Annotated in this window: 14 protein-coding genes; 3 read left to right on the forward strand and 11 right to left on the reverse strand. The window is 75.3% G+C overall.

Annotated features, from left to right (window positions below; translation table 11 throughout):
- Positions 1-50: 50 nt before the first annotated feature.
- The 8 genes from ACIA8O_RS01985 to ACIA8O_RS02020 form a co-directional block, all read right to left on the reverse strand.
- The gene (locus ACIA8O_RS01985; RefSeq protein ID WP_396291549.1) at positions 51-2,003 is read right to left on the reverse strand and encodes a hypothetical protein; all 1,953 of its coding nucleotides are present in this window, start codon (positions 2,001-2,003) and stop codon (positions 51-53) included.
- Positions 2,000-3,187, reverse strand: coding sequence for a VWA domain-containing protein (locus ACIA8O_RS01990; protein WP_396291550.1), 1,188 nt, complete (start codon positions 3,185-3,187; stop codon positions 2,000-2,002). The genes ACIA8O_RS01985 and ACIA8O_RS01990 overlap by 4 nt, the downstream gene beginning before the upstream one ends.
- The gene (locus ACIA8O_RS01995) at positions 3,184-5,595 is read right to left on the reverse strand and encodes a DUF5682 family protein (RefSeq protein ID WP_396291551.1); all 2,412 of its coding nucleotides are present in this window, start codon (positions 5,593-5,595) and stop codon (positions 3,184-3,186) included. The genes ACIA8O_RS01990 and ACIA8O_RS01995 overlap by 4 nt, the downstream gene beginning before the upstream one ends.
- Positions 5,595-6,692 (reverse strand): AAA family ATPase, encoded by a 1,098-nt coding sequence (locus ACIA8O_RS02000; protein ID WP_396291552.1) that lies wholly within the window; start codon positions 6,690-6,692, stop codon positions 5,595-5,597. Before ACIA8O_RS02000 ends, ACIA8O_RS01995 begins: the two co-directional genes overlap by 1 nt.
- Positions 6,689-10,309, reverse strand: coding sequence for a DUF4132 domain-containing protein (locus tag ACIA8O_RS02005; RefSeq protein ID WP_396291553.1), 3,621 nt, complete (start codon positions 10,307-10,309; stop codon positions 6,689-6,691). The genes ACIA8O_RS02000 and ACIA8O_RS02005 overlap by 4 nt, the downstream gene beginning before the upstream one ends.
- Positions 10,310-10,458: 149 nt before the next feature.
- Positions 10,459-10,998: a DinB family protein gene (locus tag ACIA8O_RS02010; protein WP_396291554.1), complete on the reverse strand. Its 540-nt coding sequence runs from the start codon at positions 10,996-10,998 to the stop codon at positions 10,459-10,461.
- A 351-nt stretch (positions 10,999-11,349) separates the two neighbouring features.
- The gene (locus tag ACIA8O_RS02015; protein ID WP_396291555.1) at positions 11,350-12,063 is read right to left on the reverse strand and encodes an alpha/beta fold hydrolase; all 714 of its coding nucleotides are present in this window, start codon (positions 12,061-12,063) and stop codon (positions 11,350-11,352) included.
- 248 nt (positions 12,064-12,311) lie between these two features.
- A complete protein-coding gene (locus tag ACIA8O_RS02020; RefSeq protein WP_396291556.1) occupies positions 12,312-12,887 on the reverse strand; it encodes a TetR/AcrR family transcriptional regulator in 576 nt (191 codons plus the stop codon).
- A gap of 108 nt (positions 12,888-12,995) precedes the next feature.
- Between ACIA8O_RS02020 and ACIA8O_RS02025 the strand changes: the two genes are divergently transcribed.
- Together ACIA8O_RS02025 and ACIA8O_RS02030 are read left to right on the forward strand one after the other, a co-directional pair.
- Positions 12,996-15,206, forward strand: a complete 2,211-nt coding sequence (locus ACIA8O_RS02025) for an MMPL family transporter (RefSeq protein WP_396291557.1) — start codon at positions 12,996-12,998, stop codon at positions 15,204-15,206.
- A 119-nt stretch (positions 15,207-15,325) separates the two neighbouring features.
- Positions 15,326-16,747 (forward strand): polysaccharide lyase 6 family protein, encoded by a 1,422-nt coding sequence (locus ACIA8O_RS02030; protein WP_396291558.1) that lies wholly within the window; start codon positions 15,326-15,328, stop codon positions 16,745-16,747.
- Between the two features lie 54 nt (positions 16,748-16,801).
- Here the strand turns inward: ACIA8O_RS02030 and ACIA8O_RS02035 are convergent, their stop codons facing one another.
- Both ACIA8O_RS02035 and ACIA8O_RS02040 read right to left on the reverse strand, forming a co-directional pair.
- Entirely contained in the window at positions 16,802-17,794 is a 993-nt protein-coding gene (locus ACIA8O_RS02035) for a hypothetical protein (RefSeq protein ID WP_396291559.1), read from the reverse strand.
- Between the two features lie 58 nt (positions 17,795-17,852).
- Entirely contained in the window at positions 17,853-18,659 is an 807-nt protein-coding gene (locus tag ACIA8O_RS02040; protein ID WP_396291560.1) for an N-formylglutamate amidohydrolase, read from the reverse strand.
- 140 nt (positions 18,660-18,799) lie between these two features.
- Between ACIA8O_RS02040 and ACIA8O_RS02045 the strand changes: the two genes are divergently transcribed.
- Positions 18,800-19,654 (forward strand): S-methyl-5'-thioadenosine phosphorylase, encoded by an 855-nt coding sequence (locus tag ACIA8O_RS02045; RefSeq protein WP_396291561.1) that lies wholly within the window; start codon positions 18,800-18,802, stop codon positions 19,652-19,654.
- Between the two features lie 22 nt (positions 19,655-19,676).
- Here ACIA8O_RS02045 and ACIA8O_RS02050 read toward each other — a convergent pair whose 3' ends face one another.
- Entirely contained in the window at positions 19,677-20,126 is a 450-nt protein-coding gene (locus ACIA8O_RS02050; RefSeq protein WP_396291562.1) for a cupin domain-containing protein, read from the reverse strand.
- Positions 20,127-20,193 lie beyond the last annotated feature (67 nt).

The raw sequence follows: 20,193 nt of genomic DNA on the forward strand, positions 1-20,193 counted from the left end.
TAAGCCTGTGAGGGGGGCGATCCGGGCGAGAGTGCAGATCTGTCACCCGATCAGGTGGAGCGGTGGTGCAGGTCGAGGGCGAGGTGGAGGTGGAGGGCGGCCTCGGTCCAGGTGGCTGCGGTGGGGGAGGCGGCCACCGCGTCGAGGAGGGCGGCGGTGTGGTGGAGGCCGGTGCGGCGGAGGGCGGTGGTGGTGGGGGTGAGGTCGGGGCGGGTGTGGCGGAGGCCGGTGTGGGCGAGGTCGGCGAGGGTGGTGAGGGCGGATTCGAGGGCGTGGGTGAGGGGGTCGGTGGGGCGAGGGGGAAGGGGCGGGAGGGGGACGGGGGAGGCGGGGGTGAGGTCGGGGACGGTGGGGCCGTCCGGGGTGAGGAGGGCGAGGGGTTCGAGGACGGGGTGGCCGGCGTGGGGGTGGAGGAGGCCGCTGACGTGGGTGACGCGGCCGGAGGCGAGGGTGGCGGCGAGGGAGTCGAGGCGGGTGGGGCAGGCCGGGTCGTGGTCGGCGCGCAGGAGGACGGGGGTGCCGGCCGGGTCGCGCAGGACGGCTTCGAGTTGCTGCCGGGCGGGGTCGTAGCCGAGGGACTCGACGGCCGAGACGGTGAGGACGACCGCGTCCTCGGCCTCGACCCGGGGGCGGATCAGGCGGGGAGCGCGGTCGTCCCAGCGGCGCAGGTGGGCGGCGAGGTCGTCGACGAGCAGGGGGGCGGGCAGGGCGGTCCAGGCGTTGCCGAGCGGGGTGACGGTGGTGGCGGCGACCCGGCCGCGGCCGAGGGTGACGGTGCGGTTGGGGCGGCGGGAGAGCTGTTCGCTGACCAGGTTGGCGGTGGCGAGGGTGCGCAGGGTGGAGCCGAGCAGGCGGCGGGTGGCGAGGTCGGGGCCGGTGGCGGGCTGGTCCCCGGTCAGCTGCCAGTGCTTGCGCAGGACGAGGACGACCCCGGCGTCCGGGTGGGCGAAGTAGAGCGCGGCGGTGCGGGCCTGGGGTGCGGGGGCGGTGACGCGGCAGCCCAGGGCGACGAGGCGGGCCAGGCGGAGCGGGGTGTCGGCGGACTCCCGGGTGCCGAGGGCGCCGGCCGGGTCGAGGGTGGCGGCGCGGCTGCGGGCGTGCAACTCGGTGAGGAGACGGGCGAGTTCGGTGGGGGAGTAGCGGGCGTCCCGGGCGGTGTGGGCCTCGGTCTGGCGCTGCAGGGCGGTGACCACGGCGGCGGGCCAGTGCAGCGAGGCGGCGGTCAACCGGGCGGCGGTGCGTTCCAGTTGGGCGGTGAAGACCGGGGTGCTGCGGGACGGTCCGTCGAGCAGGAGCTCCTCCGCCAGGCCGAGGGCGGTGTCGAGTGCGGTGTCGAGGTGGTCGGCCGGGGCGGACGGGGGAGCGTCCCCGAGGGTGACCTGGGTGGTGCCGGAGGCGTCTGCCGCACGGAAGGCCCAGACGGCGAGGGCGACGGTCTCGCCGTGCAGGGAGGTGGCGGCGTCGCTGATCGCGTAGCCGAGGCCGTGCGGGACGGGGAAGCGGACGGTGCAGGCGGGGAGTTCGACCCAGGGGACGGGGTGGTCGGGGCCGGCCGGGTGGACGGTGGCGCGCTGGCCGCCACGGGCCAGGGTGCGGCGGGCGGCCGCCAGCGCGGGGGCGCCGAGGACGGCTTCGAGCTGGGCGTCGTCGAACTCGGCGGGGGACCAGGTGAGTTCGGGTGAGGGGGTGGAGGGGAGCTGCTGCTGGTGGGCGAGGACCAGGGCGATCAGGTGGCGGCAGACACCGGGTGCGGCGCAGGTGCAGGTGGCGGCGTCCAGACCGAGGCCGGGCGGCAGTTCGCTCAGGCTGCCGTCCGGGTGGCGGCCGGAGACGGTGCCGTCCTCGGCCAGGGCCACCTCCGGCCCGGTACCGGACTCCAGCTCGCGGGCGGCGCGCTTGACCAGCCCCCGGTTGGTCAGCGCGGCGAGGGTGTCCGGGGTGAGCGCCAGCAGGTCGGGGCGCGGCGCGGGGTGCAGGCCGGGGTGCGGGGCGGGCGCGCTCATCGACCGACCCGCTCGGCGACGAAGGCGGCCAGGTGGCCGGGCGTCATGGCGCCGACCTGGGCGCCCGCCTCGGCCAACTGCCCTGCCATGACGCGGTCGTAGGACGGATCGGCCTCCTCGTCCAGGGCCGCCAGGCCGAGCACGGTGGCGCCCTGGCCGGTGAGGGAGCGGACGGTGCGGAGCAGCCGGTAGCGGTCGCCGCCCTCGTAGAAGTCGGAGACCACGGCGACCACCGTGCGGCGTGGGTTCTCCACCAGGCCGGCGGCGTAGTCGAGGGCCCGGGCGATGTCGGTGCCGCCGCCCAGCTGGACGCGCATCAGCAGGTCGACCGGATCGGCGACGTCGGAGGTGAGGTCCACCACCGAGGTGTCGAAGGCGATCAGGTGGGTGCGCAGGCCGGGCAGGCCCCAGAGGCAGGCGGCGGTGACGGCGGAGTGGATGACGGAGCCGACCATCGAGCCCGACTGGTCGACCAGCAGGATCAGTTGCCACTGCTCCAGGTGGCGCCGGGAGCGGGAGTGGAAGCGGGGCCGCTCGATCAGCACCCGGCGCCGCTCCGGCTGGTAGTGCTTGAGGTTGGCCCGCAGGGTGCCGTGGAAGTCGAAGTCGCGGGCCACCGGGAGGCGGCTGGGGCGGCGCGAGCGGGCGCCGGTGAAGGCGCGGCGCAGCTCGGGGCGCAGACGGGCCGTCAGGTCCCGCACCACGGCCTCGACGATCCGGCGGGCCATGGCCAGCAGGTCCGGGTTCATCAGGTGCTTGGTCCGCAGCACCGCCCGCAGCAGGGTGACGCTCGGCTCGACCCGGGTCAGCAGCTCCGGATCGGTGATGATCTCCTCGATCCCGTACCGCTCCACCGCGTCCCGCTCCAGCCGCTCGACGGTCTCCTTCGGGAAGAGGCGGTGCACGTCGTCCAGCCAGTCCACGGCGGTGAGCCGGGAGGCCCCGTCCCCTCCCTCGCGCGCGGCGGGCACCGGGCCCCGCCGGATCCCACGCTCCGTCAGGTCCTCGTCCCGGCCGTAGAGCCACTCCAGGGCGGCGTCGCGCCCGGCGGCCTCCGGGCCGAGCGGGCCGGTGGCGCGTTCGGCGGGTGCGCCGAGCAGCAGGCGCCAGCGCTCCAGGCCGGGGTCGCCGATGGGAGGGTCGCCGACGGGAGGGATGGTGGGCGGAACGGCGGAGTCGGTCATCGGGCGGTCCGGGGGTCGGTGGTGAGGCCGTACCGGTGGAGCAGGTGGTGCACGCTCTCCTCCAGGGCACGGGCGCGGGCCAGGTCGAGCGGGTCGGCGGTGGTGCGCAGGAGCGTACGGGCGGAGCCTCGGCGGCCGCGCCGCTCCAGCAGGCGCTCCGCGATCCGTTCGCGCTCGCGGGGCGGGAAGTGGGCGAAGGCCTGGCGCAGGGCGGGCAGGCCGGTGAGGAAGTCGTGCTCGGTCATCGCGCCGACCAGCTCGTCCAGGGTGTCCAGCAGGGCGGGGGCCGGGGAGTCGGTCAGCTCCTGCCGGGCCAGGGTGAAGAGACCGGTCAGCCAGTCGCCCAGCCGATCCGGCCCTGCGGTGGCGAACTCGCTTGCCAGGGAGGGGAGTTCGGTATCCGCTGCGGCGGAGAGGGAGCGGAGCAGGCCCAGGGCCGCGCCGCGCAGGTCGGGTGGTGCGGCCGGGTCGGTGGCGATCCGGCGGGCGGTGTCGAGCACGGCGACCCGGGGGAGCGGCAGCAGCTCCTCGGCGTCCCGGACCGCGTCCCGGGCGGCGGCCAGCGCGCGCAGCCGTGGCAGGTCGGGGCGGGCGCCGCCGCCGTGCAGGCCCTCCGCCAGCCAGAGGACGCGGTCGGCGGAGGCGCCGATGATCCGGGCGAGCAGGGGGGTGCCGGCCGCTCCGTAGACCCGGTCGTGCCGCCACAGGTGCAGCGCGGTGGCCAACACCGCTCCGGCGTCCGCGAGTTCGGGGAGGGTGGCGGCCCGCTCGGCGAGGGTGCGCAGCAGTTCGGCGGAGAGGGCATCCGCGCCGCAGAGCACCGCGTCGAAGAGCAGGGCGGACAGCGCCGGGGCGTCGGAACCCCCCTCGTGCAGGCGCTCGGTGAGCGCGACCGCCGCCGCGTCGGCCACCCGGGCGCCGTACGCTCCGGCCTCGACCAGCGCGGCCTCCCGTCCGGTGAGCGGGGTGGGCTCCCAGCGTTCGGTGAAGACCGGATCGGCACCGGAGGCCGGACCGGAGGCGCGGGTGTGGCCGGGGACGCCCAGCACCCGCAGCCGGTGCAGCAGCCGGCTGCGCTCCAGGCCGGCCGGCTCGGTGAGATCGGCCGTCACCGCGGCGCCCGAAGTCACGCCGTGCAGGGCGAGTTGGGCGTCGGCGTCGTGCACCAGCGGTGGTGCCGGGGTGTCCGGGTGCAGTCGGCCGGTGCGCTCGCCGGTGCCCGCGGCCACCATCTCGACCACCACCGGGTCGGAGCCCGGCGCGAGCGTGCCGCGCCCGCTCCACGGCAGCGGCTGCTCCAGCGCCTCCTTGACCAGGGCACCGGCCAGGCCGTCCAGCACGTCGGTACGGCTGCGCACCCGGTGGCCGCGCAGGGCGGCCAGGCCGTCGGCCAGGCTGCGCGCGGCCACCAGGTCGGCGGTGGAGGCGGGCACCCGGCGGCTCCGCAGCCGGCGGACCGCCTGCTCCAGCAGGCCGTCGGCGGCGGCCGACGGCCCTTCCTCCCACAGGAGTTGGTAGTAGCCGGGCGAGGGCAAGCCGGACTGGTAACCGGCGAAGGCGTCCAACTGCCGGAAGGAGTACGGGACGAGGAAGCTGCCGCCGACCGCGTCGTCACCGGGGGCGGGGACCGACGGCCAGTCGGTGCCGGACTCGGTGCCGGACGCGGGGGCGGACGCGGAGGCCGGGGCGGCGAGCAGGGCGCGCAGGGCCGGGGTGTGGAAGCCGCCGGTCACCACCAGCACCGGCCCCTCCGCGCGGGCCGCCGCCGCGCGCACCCAGGAGGCCATGTACTCCTCCCGGGCCCGGTCGCCCGGATCGGCGGCGGTGTCGCCGCGTACCAGGTCGAAGTAGGCGTCGAGCCGTTCGGCCAGCCCGTCCGGGTCGGCCACCTCGAAGAGGCCGTCCCAGAGGGTGTCCACCGAGTCCGTGCCGAAGTGCGCGCACAGCCGCGCGACGGCCTCCGCGTACCGGGACTCCGCGTCGGCGAAACGGTTGGCGGACCCGGACCCGGACCCGGACCCGGACCCGGAAGCGGGCGCGGGCTCCTGCGCGGACGGGGAGCGGTCGCCGAAGGCCGGGTGCCAGGCCGGCAGGTCGATGAAGCGCACCTGCGCCCCGGCGGCCCGCCCGCGGGTGAGCGCGACCCACTCCGGCGAGTGCTCGCAGAACGGCGCCCAGGAGGTGGCGGTGCGCCGGGCGTCCCGGTGGTGGCTGAAGACCGCGACCGGGAGGTCGTGGCCGAGCAGCAGCTCGTCCAGGCGGTCGTTGAAGTCGGCCGGGCCCTCGATCAGGACGTGGGCCGGCCGCAGCTCCGCGATCGTGCGGGCCACCAGGCCGGCGCAGGCGGGGGAGTGGTGGCGCACCCCGAGGAGGACGACCTCGCGGGCCCGGGCGCTCCGGGGGCCCATCACTCCGCCAGCAGGTGGCGGGCCCGGTGCAGGGCCTTCCACTGCGTGCCCCGCCGCCGGGAGCCCTCCTGTTCCAGGAAGCGCCGCAGCCGGGCCAGGTCCTCGGGGCTGTCCTTGGCGGCCGTGCCGGCCAGGCAGGTCACCAGGTCGGCGGCGTCGCCCGGTTCGCCCCGCAGGTACCAGCCGCGGACGCCGACGGCGTGGGCCACCGAGACCGCCTCCGCGGTGCTCATCACGGCGGAGATCCGGTCCCCAGGCTGCGCGCCGCCGCCGCTCCCCTGCCGCAGCTCGCGGAAGGTGGTCACCAGTACCGCCAGCACGTCCCGGTCCGGTGCCACCGTCACGCCCGAGCGGCGCAGCAGGGCGCCGGCCTCGGCCTCCACCAGGGCCAGTTCGGTGTCGAAGTCCGGGATGGGGAAGACGGTCTCGAAGGTGAAGCGGCGCTTGAGCGCGGCGCTCATCTCGTTGACGCCCCGGTCCCGGGTGTTGGCGGTGGCGATCACGTTGAACCCGGCGCGGGCGAAGACCATGCCGTCCGGGCCGTCCAACTCCGGGACGGCCAGCACCCGTTCGGAGAGCAGGGAGAGCAGGCAGTCCTGCACCTCCAGCGGGCAGCGGGTGATCTCCTCGAAGCGGACGATCCGCCCCTCGGCCATCCCCCGCAGCATCGGGGCGGGCACCAGGGAGCGGGGTGACGGGCCCTCGGAGACCAGCAGCGCGTAGTTCCAGGAGTACTTGATCTGGTCCTCGGTGGTGGCCGCGCCGCCCTGCACGGTGAGGGTGGAGGCGCCGCTGACGGCCGCCGCGATCAGCTCGGAGAGCAGCGACTTGGCGGTGCCGGGCTCGCCGACCAGCAGCAGGCCGCGGTCGGTGGCCAGGGTCACCAGGGCGCGTTCGACCAGGGCCGCGTTGCCGACGAACTTGCGGCTGATCCCGGCGCGTTCGTCGCCGATCACGAAGCGGCGGGCCGCCCGCAGGCTGAGCTGCCAGCCCGGCGGGCGCGGGTCGCGGTCCTCGGCGCGCAGGGCCGCCAACTCCTCGGCGTGGCGCACCTCGGCGGGCGGGCGCTGGAGGTTCGGGGAGTCGGAGGCGCTCACGCCGAGGTCACCTCTTCCAGGTCGACGAGCAGTTCGGAGGCGGCGATCGGGTCCACGTCCCGGAAGCGCAGCCGCAGGTCGCCGCGGTCCCAGTGGTCGCGCGGCACCGTGTCCAGCCAGACCGTCTCGAAGGTCTGGTCGGGGAACATCTCCACGGCGCCGACCGCGATGCCCTCGTGCAGCTGGATCACCAGGTGGCAGCGTTCGCCGAGCCGCCGGGAGAACCACCGCTCCACGCCCGCGTCCTGCGGCGCCCCGCGCTTGGTCAGCCCGAGCAGCCGGCCGACCGGCACCTTGCTGCCCTCGAAGCGGTGCAGCCGGTTGGCGGCCAGCTCGTCCGCGGTCAAGTGGCGCACGGACCGGCCCAGTTGGGGGAAGGGCTGGAGCAGCTCGTAGTCGGCGAACAGCTCCGACCAGGCCGCCAGCGCCGCCCCGTCGAGCAGCAGCGGGTGCGCCAGCCGGACGGTGGCGTCCTCGGGCAGCGCGAACTCCTGGTCCGCCGCGTCCGCGAAGGTGCGGTCCTCGGCCACCCGGAAGGCGGTGGTGACGGTGCTCCGCGGACCGCCCTCGGTGTCGGCCAGCCAGACCAGGCGGCGCGCCAGGTGCCAGACCAGCGGGTGCCGGACGAAGAGCTCGCGGAACTCGGCCGCGGTCCAGGCGCGTTGGGCCACCATCGCGGCCTCCAGGCGGCGCAGCTGGTCGGAGGCGACGGTGCGCACGTCCTTCTTCAGGGCGGCGAAGCGCTTGCGCTCGGCCGGGGCCAGCTCCGGGTCGTCCTTGACGCCCGGCACGGGCAGGTCCTTGCGCCGGCGGCCGTCGCCGTCCAGCACGTACGGGCGCAGCTGCTCGTCGAAGCCGACCGTGAAGCGGCGCGGGCCGTAGTCGACCACAGTGGTGCCGTCCGGGTCGAGGCCGAGGTCCGGCACCAGCCGGTCCGAGAGCTGGTCGGCCGTCAGGCCCAGACCCTCGGCCACCTCCGCGATCCGCTCCTGCGCACGGGACTTGAGCGCCTTGAACTTCACCCGCTGGGCGATGCCGTGCAGGTGCAGCAGTGCCACGTCGCTGCCGATCGCGGCCAGCACGCCCAGCCCCTCCACCGCCCGGTGGTGGGCGCCCTCGCCCGGCCACTCGCGCAGCACCGGCGTCAGGCGGCGGACGGTCTCGTCGTCGCCGAGGACGCCCAGCGCGGTCAGCGCCCAGCTCTCCTTCGGCGGCGTCCCGGCCTGGCGCCACTCCTCGAACAGGGCCCAGCCGAACGCGGCCAGCGAATCCGGCCGGCAGGCCCCGGTGACCACGGCCAGCCCGGGGAACGGCTCCTCCGGCCGGGAGAGGGCGAGCATGGTGAGCACGTGACGGACGGCCTGCTCGGGCAGCGCGGCGCCCGAGGCGAGCAGCAGTTGGGGCAGGACGGCGGGCTGCACCCAGACGGGAAGGGCGGGCAGCTTGGCGGGCAGCGCGTTCTCCAGCGGGTCGGCCGACAGCGCCTCGCCGACGATCCCGGCCGCCTCGACGCCGTAGCGCCCGGCCACCGCCGCGCCCAGGGTCTGCGCACCGGCCTCGGCGGCGACCAGGCGCAGCGCCTGCTCGGCGGCCTTGCGGGCCGCGCCGTCCGGCCCGACGGCCTCGGGCACCAGCAGCAGGGCGCCCGCGACGCCGTGCCGGGCGAACCACGAACGGGCCGTCGGCTGGGCCGACTTGAGCCGCACCAGGCAGTCCGCCATCACCCGGGCCACCCCGGCGTCCCGGAACGGCAGCAGCAGCGGGGCGATGCTCGCGGGCTGCGAGGAGGCGGCCGCCAGCAGGGCCGGGAGGGCGGTCAGACCGTAGCGGACCACCACCGGCCGCAGCTCCTCGCCGCCGCCCCAGGTCTGCACCGGCCGCCACTTCTCCAGCATGGGGGCGAGCAGCTCGCGCGGGCCCTGCATCAGCAGCCGCCGCGCGTACCAGAAGTTGCCGTTCGGCCCGAAGACCTGCTTGGCCTCCTTCTTCCAGTCCGTCCGGGGCGGGAAGGGCCAGCCGTCCTCGCCCGCGCTCCAGCGCTCCTGCTCGCCGGCCCGCCACTCCACCTCCGGTGCGGCGTCGGCCTGGAGGCCGGTGAGCACCCGGACGGTGCGCCGGGCGCGGGGACGGGTCCACGGCGGGGAGACCAGCAGGGCGGGCAGCTCCTCGGGCGCGGCCTCGGCCACCCGCGGCCGGACGCCGTCCAGGGAGGCGATCAACTCGACCGCCGGGGCGTCGAGTTCGGCGAGCAGCTCGGGCAGCACGGCGTGCTGGAGCTGGACGTGGGTGGCCAGCAGCCGGCGGGCGTCCGGGGCGGTCGGCCCGTCCGCGAGCACCGTCTCGGCCAGCAGGCGGGCGGCCCGGACGGGGTAGCGCTGCATGGCCTCCTGGAGGGCGGGCCGGGCCTGCTTCTCCGTCAGGCGCCCGAGCAGGAAGCGGAAGGCCCGGTCGGTCGGCAGCTGCACCGCCACCGAGGCCACGGTACGCAGCTCGTCCGTGCTGTGGTACTGCCCCAGGGCGGCGTCCAGGTAACGGTCGGCCTCGGTGCCGACCCCGTCGGCCAGGGTGGCGAAGAGGCCCACCGTCCAGTCGTGGTAGCCGAGCCGGGGGTCCGGGCCGAAGCCGTCCAGCTGGGCCGGGTGGTCCACGGTGGCCAGCAGCAGGGCGCGCAGCGAACCTTCGTGCCGGCCGTAGCGGTCCATCTCGGCGAGGCACTCCTCGGTCCAGCCCGGTGTGCCCGGGGCCAGGTAGGCGGCCAGCAGGCGGCGGGCGGGCGTGGTGCGGAGCTCCTCCAGCGCGTCGAGGGTCTCCTGGTACACCGCCTCGTCGGCGACCGCGAGCAGGGCCCGGAGCCGACCGGCCAGCTGGTCGGCGCTGTTGAGCCCGGGCCGGTCGGGGGAGCGGTACCGCACCTGCGGGTCGACCCGGACCATCCCGCTCTGGTGGTAGAGGACCTGGATCCCGGAGAGCTCCAGCACGGCGCGGGCGGCGAACGGCAGGCCGAAGCGGACCGCCCAGGCGTCGGCGAAGGGGGACTTCTCCACCCCGTTGTGGTGCCAGGCCGGCGGGAGGATCTCGGCGAGCATCGCGGCGCCGAGCGGGTCGGCCTCCCCGGCCAGGTACGCGCGGGCGGCCGCGACCAGCGCCTTGGGGGCGTTGCGGGAGGCCAACACCTGCTCGATCCAGTCGAGTTGGGCCGCGATCCGCTCCTCGGCCTGCCCGACCGCCTTGGGAGCGGGACGGGGGACGGCGCGCACCCGGCCGCCGCGGCGGGGGTGCAGGACGCGCTGCCAGGTGGCGGGGAAGACGAAGGTGCTCTCGTCCGGGAGCCCGGCCGCCTCGGGCTCCTCCGTGCCGTCCGGTGCGGCAGGCTCGGCGGGAGCGGCGACCGGCCCGACGCTCACAGGGGTTCCGTCGGCCTCGGTGTAGCCCTTGCGGGTCTTCTCGCCGATCAGCTTCGCGAGGTGGGCCTCGGCCGCCCCGGCGGAGGCGAGCTCCTTCACCTGCTCCCGCCCCGCCGTCCCGATCCGGCCGTACCGGACCACGACCGAGCTGCCCTCGACCGCCGCCTCCCAGAACTTCGCAGACCCGTCCCCGACGAACTCCCAGCGCCGCACCGTTCTCTCCTCCAGGCATGTGGCCGACCACCGGGCGCGATGGTCATCCGGTGCGTGGTGCGGCCACCATAACCAGCGCCCCCGACAGCGGAGCGGGAGGAGTCCGCTCCGCCGCCGGGGGCGTCGGCCGACCAGGAGTCGAGGGGGCGTCAGCCCATGCTCTTCGTGCCGTCGATCGCCTCGCGGACGATGTCGGCGTGGCCGGCGTGCTGGGAGGTCTCGGCGACGATGTGCATCAGCACCCGGCGGGCCGACCACTTGGCGTCCTGGTCGAACCACGGCGCCTTCGGCAGCGGCTGGGCCGCGTCCAGGTCGGGCAGGGTGGCCACCAGCTCGTCGGTCCGGGCGGCCACCTCGGCGTACGCGGCCAGCACGCCCTCCAGCGTCTCACCCGGCAGCAGGCGGAAGTCGTTCTCCCGGGCGGCGAAGTCGGCCTCGGTCATCGCGCTGAAGTCCGGCATCGCCGACGGGCCCTCGAGGATGAAGTCCACCCAGGTCTTCTCCACGCTCGCGACGTGCTTGATCAGACCGCCGACGGTCAGCCCGCTGACCGTGGACCGGTGCCCGGCCTGCCGGTCCGTCAGCTCGTTGGCGGTGAAGCGGAGGAAGAACCGCGACTTGGCGAGCTGCTCCAGCAGGTCGGCGCGCTCCCCGGTGAGGGCCGGGGCGGTCTTGGTGGTCTCGGTCATGGTGGCTCTCCGTCTTCGTCGTTCTGGTCGGTCGTTCCGTCGACAAGAGAAAAGGTAGGCCGTAACTAGGTCAGAACATGTCCGCTATGCCACGCCGGACCGGAAAAAGCCGCCCTGGTCGCTCTCGGACCGCCCTCGGACCGCCCTCGGACCGCCCGGAGGGCGGTCAGGGGCGCGGGGAACTGCGCGCTGCGGAAGGACGAAACCCGTGTGCCGGGTACGGAGACTCAGGTGCACGTGGCTGTCCGTACCCGGCACACGGGTCTGTGCGGCTCCGCCGCGCGCCCACGCGGCGGAGCCGCACATCAGCAGAGCCCCGCGCCCCGGCATCACGCTTTGCCGCGCTTTCGCTCAGGCCAAGGTGAGTTCCAGGCCGCCCGGTTGGCCGTCGGCGAGGGCCAAGGCGGTGGCGACCTCGGTGGGGAAGGGGCGCAGGCCGAGGAGGGCGGCGGTGAGGTCGGCGGTGGTGCGGTGCCACTCGCCGGGCCGCTGCATCAGGGCGTGGCCCGAGCCGTGCACGGTGTAGCCCGCGACCCGGGCGCCGGCCTCGCGGGCGCGGGCGGCGAGCAGGCGGGTGGCGGCGGGGTCGGTGACGGTGTCCCGGTCGCCGTGGAGGGTGAGCAGGGTGCGGTCCTTGAGCTGGGCCACCGGCTCCTCGGGCGGGCACCACGGCGCGAGGGCCACCACACCCGCCACGCACGGGTGGCCGGCGGCGCGGATCGCCGCGCGGCCGCCCATGGAGTGGCCGATCAGGACGGTCGGCACGGGGCCGAGGGCCTCGGCGAGGTCGCTGAGCGCGGCACTGGCGTCGCGGGCGGCGTCGGCGTGGTCGCCGTTCCAGCCCCGGTAGCGGTAGCGGACGGCGCCGAGGGCGATCCGCTGACCCGCCGTCACCCTGGCCACCGCGCGGGCGAATCCGGCCATCCGCAGGGCCGGCAGGTTGACCGGGCCGGGCCGGTCCTGGCTGAACTCCTTGCCCCCGTGCAGCACCAGCACCGCGGCCTCCGCGCCGTCCGGCCGCCGCCCCCGCCACCGCAGGGTCCGGTGGCCCACCGCTCTGTTCACGTCTCGTCCGTCCTCCCGTTCAGGCCCCGTCCGGGGACGGCCACTGTACGCCCGCGCCGGGCAGGCCCGGCCACAAGGGCCGCGCAGTGCGGAGGGGGACGACCCGTGTGCCGGGAACGGGGAATCACCTGCAGGCGGAGGCCGGCACCCGGCGCTCGGTAGGTCTCTTCCGATGCGCGCCCCGCGGCGCAGCCGCAGATCGGCAGAGCCCCGCGCCCCTTCGGGTCGCCGAGGGTCGCCGAGGGCGGCTACGGCAGGGTGGCGATGCCCGCGCGGAGGAAGGCGATGGCGGTCTCGATGTTCTCCCGCTCCGGGCTGTAGCAGAGCTCGGAGACGATGCCCGCCGCCGCGGCCGCCGCCAGCCGGGGCGCGAAGTCGTCGGGGGCGCTGCCGGTCTCCTCGGCGAACAGGCGGGTGCCCTCCTGGATGACCTCGGCCAGCCGGGAGTTGGCCAGGCCCTTCAATCGGGGGTCGGCCTCCAGCATCTGCTCGCTGAGCTCGTCCAGCTCGGTGTTCTCGGCGAACCGGGTGCGCAGCCAGTGCTCCAGCGCGTCCAAGATCGTCCACCCTTCGGGGCGGTCGCGCAGCCCGGCCGCGAGCTCCGCGGTGAAGCCGTCGAAGTGCGCCAGGGCGAGGTCGAGCTTGGAGGGGAAGTAGAGCGTGACCGTGCGGGGCGAGACCTCGGCCTCGGCCGCGATGTCGGCGATGGTGGTCGCGTCGAAGCCCCGGGCGGCGAACTCCTTGAGCGCGGCCCGGACGATCGCGTCCCGGCGCTTGGCCTTCCCGCGCTCCCTAAGGCCGTCCTGGCGGCCGTCACTGGTCATGGTGCGGAGATTACCACCCAGGGTTAAATTACAGTCCAGTGTAAAAATGCCGTACGGTGCAACGAAGCGCCCGGACGGGGCACGGAGCGAGGCAAGAGGGAGGACGGCATGGCGGCACGCCTGTACGGCTTGGGGCGGTGGGCGATACGCCGCCGCGGGTCGGTGGTCGCGGTCTGGCTGCTGGTGCTCGCGGTGGTCGGCGGTCTCGGGGCCACCCTGCACGGCAAGCCGAGCACCGAGTTCACCGTGCCGGGCATCGAGTCCCAGCAGGCCCAGGACCTGTTGGAGCACCGCTTCCCGACCGCCTCCGGCGGCACCGCCCGGGTGGTGTTCGCGGCCCCCGAGGGGCAGGCGCTGACCGACCCGACCGCCCAGCAGGCCGTGGCCGAGGGGCTGAAGAGGGCCGCCACCGTGCCCGGCGTGGTGCACGTGGCCCCGCCCGCCGAGACCGGCGCGGTCTCGCCGGACCACCGGATCGGCTTCGCCGACGTGCTGTTCGACCGCCCGGCCGACCAGGTGCCGCAGAGCTCCAAGGACGCGCTCACCGAGGCCGTCACCCAGGCGCGCGGCGCCGGGCTCCAGGTGGAGCTGGGCGGTTCGGTGATGGCACCGGTCACCGAGGTCGGCGGCCCGGCCGAGGTGGTCGGCGTGGTGATCGCCTTCGCCGTGCTGTTCCTGGCGCTGGGCTCACTGGTGGCGGCCGGGCTGCCGCTGCTGACCGCCGCCGTCGGGGTGGTCATCGGGGTGATGGGCGTTCAGTTCGTCTCCCGCTTCGTGGACCTCACCAGCACCGCCACCGTGCTCGCCCTGATGATCGGCCTGGCGGTCGGGATCGACTACGCGCTCTTCATCATCTCCCGCCACCGCGAGCAACTGGCCGACCCCGAGGCCGAGATGGACGACTCCATCGCCCGGGCCACGGCCACCGCCGGCAGCGCGGTGGTGTTCGCCGGAGCCACGGTGATCATCGCGCTGGCCGCCCTCGCGGTCACCGGCATCCCCTTCCTCACCGCGATGGGCCTGGCCGCCGCCGTCACCGTGCTGCTGGCCGTGCTGATCGCCGTCACCCTGGTGCCCGCCGCACTGAGCTTCGCGGGCGAGCGCCTGCGCCCGAAGCCCAAGGCGGAGAAGAAGCCCAAGGGAGCCGAGGGAGCCGTGAACTCCCCGTCCTGGAGCGCCCGTTGGGCCGCCCTGGTGACCCGCCGTCCGCTGGTCGTGCTGCTGGTCGGCGTGGTCGGCCTGGTCGCCCTCGCGCTGCCCGCCAAGGACCTGCGCCTGGGCCTGCCGAGCAACGCCTCCCAGCCCACCAGCAGCACCCAGCACAAGAGCCACCAGCTGCTGACCGAGGGCTTCGGCCCCGGCTTCAACGCCACCCTGGTCGCCGTCGTGGACACCGCCGGGGTGCCCGCCGAGCAGCGCCCCGCCACCGTCACCGGCCTGGCCCGCTCCCTCGCCGCCGACCCCGGCGTGGCCGTGGTGGCCCCGCCGACCGCCGGCCCGGACGGCAGTCTGAGCGTGGTCGCGGTGGTGCCGAGGACCGGCCCCGACGACGAGGCCACCACCGACATGGTGCACCGCCTGCGGGCCCTGGCCCCCGAGGTCGAGAAGGCCGGCGGCACCCTCTACATCGCCGGCGGCACCGCCGCCACCATCGACATCTCCCACAAGCTCTCGGACGTGCTGCCGCTCTTCGTGGCCATCATCGTGCTGCTCGCCCTGGTCCTGCTGACCATCGCGTTCCGCTCGGTGCTGGTGCCGCTCAAGGCCGCGCTCGGCTTCCTGCTCTCGATCGCCGCCGCGCTGGGCGCCACCGTCTGGGTGTTCCAGCAGGGGCACCTCAACGGGGTGCTGGACGTGCCCTCGGCCGGGCCGGTGACCAGCTTCCTGCCGGTCCTGCTGATCGGCGTGCTGTTCGGCCTGGCGATGGACTACGAGGTCTTCCTGGTCAGCCGGATGCGCGAGCACTACGAGCACACCAAGGACGCGGCCGGGGCGGTCACCCAGGGCCTGGCGCAGAGCGGACGGGTCGTCACCGCCGCCGCCCTGATCATGGTCGCGGTCTTCGGTGGCTTCGTCTTCAACCACGACCCGATCATCAAGTCGATCGGCTTCGCGCTCGCCTTCGGCGTCCTGATCGACGCCTTCGTGGTCCGGATGACCCTGGTCCCGGCCGCCATGGCGCTGCTCGGCCGCCGGGCCTGGGGCCTGCCGAAGTGGCTGGACCGGATCACCCCGGACGTGGACATCGAGGGCGCGAAGCTCCCGCCCCGTCCGACCGACGCCGAGCAGCGGCCGGAGCCGGTGGCCGCCGGACGGTGACCCCCGCCGGACGGTGACCCCCGCCGTCCGGGGGTGTCGTGCGCCGATCCCCGTGGGATAGGACGTACCGGGTACGACGGGCCCGCCGCCGTGGCGGGCCCCACCCCGGAGGAGAGCTGATGCACCGTCGGACCTTCGTCACCGCCGCCGTGGCGGGCACCGCACTCGGTCTCGTACCGACGCTGCCCGCCGCGGCGGCCGGTCCGTACACCACGCTGGACGCGCTCCAGCAGGCGATCGACCGCGCCGTGCCGGGCGACCGGCTGGTCCTCGCCAACGGCACCTACACCGTCCCGGCCAACCGGCCGATCCGGGTCTCCGGGCGCAACGGCACCACGGCCGCGCCGATCACCATCGCGGCCGAGTCCAAGGGCGGGGTGGTGCTCCAGGGGGCGAAGGGCTTCGAGTTCGCCGACTCCGGCAACATCACCGTCACCGGCTTCGCCTTCCGGCAGAGCAGCACGCTGGAGATCCCGGAGAGCTGCTCCCGGATCCGGCTCACCCGCAACGACTTCCGGCTCACCGACACCACCGGCTTCCACTGGCTGGTGGTCTCCGGCAACGACGTGAAGGTGGACCGCAACCGCTTCCACGACAAGAGCACCGCCGGGGTCTTCCTGGTGCTGGACGGCCCGGGCGCCGATCGCCAGGAGGTGGCGAAGCGGCTGACGGTGCTGCGCAACCACTTCTCCGACCACCGCTACACCGGCTCCAACGGCGGCGAGGCGATCCGACTGGGCGTCAGCCACCGGGCGCTGGGCGACGCGGACGCCACCGTCGAGTACAACCTCTTCGAGCGCTGCGACGGCGACGCGGAGGCGGTCTCGGTCAAGTCCTCGGGCAACACGGTCCGTTACAACACCCTGCGGGACAGCAGGGGCGGCATCGTGCTCCGGCACGGCAACGGCTCCACCGTCGAGGGCAACCACCTGCTCGACGGCGGCGAGGGCATCCGGCTCTACGGCAACGACCACGTGGTGGTCAACAACCACCTGACCGGGCTGACCGGCCGGGCCCTGGTGATCGGCAGCGGCTCCACCCGGGACCACTACGCGGGCGAGCCGGACTCCGAGCGGACCGGCCACGACGCCTGCGACCGCGCGCTGGTCCTGCACAACACCCTGGCCGGGAACGCCGGCGGGCTCTCCGGCGAGGAGCGCACGTACGAGCCGCGGAACGTGGTGATCGCCGACAACCTGCTGGTCGCAGAGCGCGGCACCCTGGTCGGCCTCGGCCGCACCACCGGCTTCACCTGGCAGGGCAACATCCTGTGGGGCGCCGCCGCCAACGGCACCGCCCCGGCCGGGGGTTGGCGCCGGGTCGACCCCCGGCTGGTGCGCGGCGCCGACGGGGTCAACCGCCTCTCGGCCGGCAGCCCGGCCATCGGGGCCGCCGGCTACACCGGCACCCGGGCGGTCACCGAGGACGTGGACGGCCAGCCGCGCGGCACCGCCCGTGACGTGGGCGCCGACCAGTACTCCACCCAGCCGCCGGTGCGCCGCCCGCTGACCACGGCCGACGTGGGCCCGGACGCGCCCTGAGCGGCCGGTCCGCCCGGGCACCCGCGAGGGTGCCCTGGGCGGACCGGCGGAGCGTCAGGTCCGGCGGATGGCGTGGCAGCCGCCGTCGCCCGCGGCGTCGCCGCTGCCCCGGTCGTACGGGTCGCCCGGCTTGCCCGAGGTGTCGACGTCCTCGTCGGAGCCGCCGAAGTCGGTCTCCAGGAAGCCGCTGCCCATCGTGCAGACGTTGTTGGCGAAGCTGGCGGCCAGCCGGCCGACGGCCATCCGGCCGGGCTCGACCCGGTACTTCTCCGGGTCCAGGAAGTGGAACTCCTGCTGGCGGCGGACCACTTCGCGCTCCACCCGGGCCTGGAAGACCGGGTTGCCGAAGGCGGCCGGCACCACGCTGCTCGGGCTCGCGGAGCTTCGCGGCCTCCCCGCCTCCGGGCCGGGCCAGAGCGCGTAGACGAAGCTGTAGTCGGTCTTCACCACCAGCGAGCCCTTGTCGCCCTCGGCGAAGCTCAGTTCGCCCTTCACCTTCACGGTGTCCGTGACCGGTACGGCGCGCAGCGGGTCGAAGCGGCTGAACACCAGTGCCGGGTCGTCCTGTTCGGTGGGGCGGGTGAGCTGGGCCTCCAGCTCCTCGCGGCTCTCCTCGGTCAGCAGCTCCAGCGCCTGCCGGGGCGTGCCGCCCTTCACGGTGGCCGGGTCGAGGTTGCCGGCGGCCAGGAAGGCGCGCACCGTCCGCAGGTGGACGGCCACCTGCTCGGCGGTGAACGCCCCCACCGGGCGCGCCTCGGGCAGCACGATGCCCGCCTCGCCCTCGGCCCAGGCGGCGGCGGGCGAGCCGAGCCAGGGCTGCTCGCGGGTCGCCTCGCCCGGGATGATCCGCGCCCGTCCGTCCGCGGACGGGTTCTTGACGCTCGCCTCGTACTTGTCCCGGCCGTCGTCGATCCCCAGGTTGACGGCGAGCAGCACGGCCAGCACGGAGCCGCCGACCAGACCGGCCTTGACCTTCTTGCTCAGGCGTCGCCGGGCCGGGGCGGGGGGTGGGACGTAGGCGAAATGCGGATCTTCGTATTCTGACACGGCGCCAATTCTGCAGTGCCCCCCCTGCCCGCCGTCCACCGGGTTTCCCGGGCGGCCGTCAGGCGGTGTCCGGGGCGGAGACCCGGTCCACCAGGCGGGCCAGGGCGGCGGCCAGCGCGCCGAGCCCGGGGCCGGCCGGGCCGCCCGGTTCGGTCATGTAGCCGTCGCGGCGGATCTCCACCATCAGCGCGCCGACCCGGGCGTCCTTCCCGTAGTGCCGCAGCGGCACGTAGGTCCCGGCGAAGGGGCTGTCCAGCCCGGTGCCGCCGAAGCCCTCGAAGCACGCGCGGGCCGCCGCCAGGAGCCCGGCGGGGGTGTGGAACGGGTCGGTGCCCAGGCAGACCGGCGGACGCGGGCCCTCGCCGTGCAGCTCGTACGGCAGCGCCGCCGTCGGGTAGGAGTGCACGTCGATCACCACGGCCCGGCCGACGGCGGCCAGCCGCTCCTCCACCGCCTCGGTGAGGGCGGCCGCGTAGGGGTGGAAGTACCGCTCCAGCAGCGGCCCGTGGTCGTGGTCGTCCGGGCGCAGCCGCCCGCCGTGGGTGGTGCGGGTGTAGACCGCGCCCATGCCGGCCTTCAGCATCTCCTCCCGCTCGTCCGGGAAGCGCTCGGGGTCGACCACCAGGCGGGAGAGCCGGTTGACGAACCGCCAGGGGGTGAGGTCCGCGGCCGCGGCCGCGGCGGCGGCCAGCTCGGCGGTGTGGGCGTCGGTGATGTGGTCCAGCTCCAGGGCCAGGGCCGGATCGTCCAGCAGGATGCCGCGGCGGACCTCGGGCGGCACCGTCCGGGAGGAGTGCGGCACGTGCAGGATCACCGGGGAGCGGGCATCACCGGCGTGGAGCCGGTACGCGCGGTCGTCGGTCACGGGGTCCCCCAGGAGGATCGTCGGCGGTGGTGCGGTGCGAGGCCATCATGCCCCGGCTCCGTAGAGTGGAGTTGGATCTTCGAACAGCGACCGAAGAACGTAGCCGACGAAGCGACCGCAGCGACTGAGAGGCCGTCACCATGAGCCAGAGCGCAGACCGTTCCGCCCGTGCCGAGCTGGGCGTGATCGGCGGGTCCGGGCTGTACGCCCTGCTGGACGAGGTCACCGAGGTGGTGGTGGACACCCCGTACGGGCCGCCGAGCGACTCGGTCCTGCTCGGCGAGGTGGCCGGGCGCCGGGTGGCCTTCCTGCCCCGCCACGGCCGGGGCCACACCCTGCCGCCGCACCGGATCAACTACCGGGCCAACCTCTGGGCGCTGCACTCCCTGGGGGTCCGTCAGGTGCTCGGCCCCTGCGCCACGGGCGGCCTGCGGGCCGAGTACGGGCCGGGCACGCTGCTGGTGCCGGACCAGTTCGTGGACCGCACCGCCGGCCGGCCGCAGACCTACTACGACGGGCTGCCGCTGCCCGGCGGCGGCCGCCCCGAGGTGGTGCACGTCTCGATGGCCGACCCGTACTGCCCCGACGGCCGCGCCGTCGCGCTGGCCGCCGCCCGGGGCTGCGCCTGGGAGCCGGTGGACGGCGGCACGCTGGTGGTGATCGAGGGCCCGCGCTTCTCCACCCGCGCCGAGTCCCGCTGGTTCACCGCCAACGGCTGGTCGGTGGTCGGCATGACGGGCCATCCGGAGGCCGTCCTGGCCCGGGAGTTGGGCCTCTGCTACACCTCGCTGGCCCTGGTCACCGACCTCGACGCGGGCGTGGAGACCGGTGAGGGCGTCACCCACGCCGAGGTGCTGGAGGTCTTCGGGCGGAACGTGGACCGGCTGCGCACCGTCCTCTTCAAGGCCCTGGAGGCCCTGCCCGCCGAGCGGGACTGCGTCTGCTCGCACGCGCTGGACGGCCTGGAGACCGGCCTGCCGGGCGTCGGCGCCTGACCGCCGGGCAGGCCGGGCCGGCTCAGCCCGCCTCGGACCACGCGGGCGCCGGGGCGTCCACCGAGAGCGGGCAGCCGGCCGGGGTGAGGTAGGTGACCATCAGGACCACCGGCTCGGTGCCGTGGTTGTGGCCGACGTGCGGGTACGCGGGCCCGGCCGGCTCGAAGACCACGCCGCCCGGCTCGGTGGTCTCCACCGTGCCGTCGGCCAGCTGCCTGGTCAGGGTGCCGGACCTGACCACGGCGAGCACCGGCCCGGGGTGGTAGTGCCAGCCGGTGGTGCCGCCGGGGGCGATCACCACCTCGCCGACCACCACGTCGGTGTCGCCCCCGGGGCGGAAGGGCAGCACGCCCTGGTGCGAACCCCGGGCGAGCGGAGCGGAACTGATGCCCCGTGCCCCGTCGCCCCCGGCCCGGATGGACTCGCCGTCGCGCTGCCGCGGGACGGCGTGGACGTGTGTGGTGTCGCTCATGCTGTTCCGTGCCCCCGCACATCGGTTCCGTCGATCAAATGATCTTCGGGACGGGAACATACCAGCG

The organism is Kitasatospora sp. NPDC051853 (assembly GCF_044452665.1).
Taxonomy (GTDB): Bacteria; Actinomycetota; Actinomycetes; order Streptomycetales; family Streptomycetaceae; genus Kitasatospora.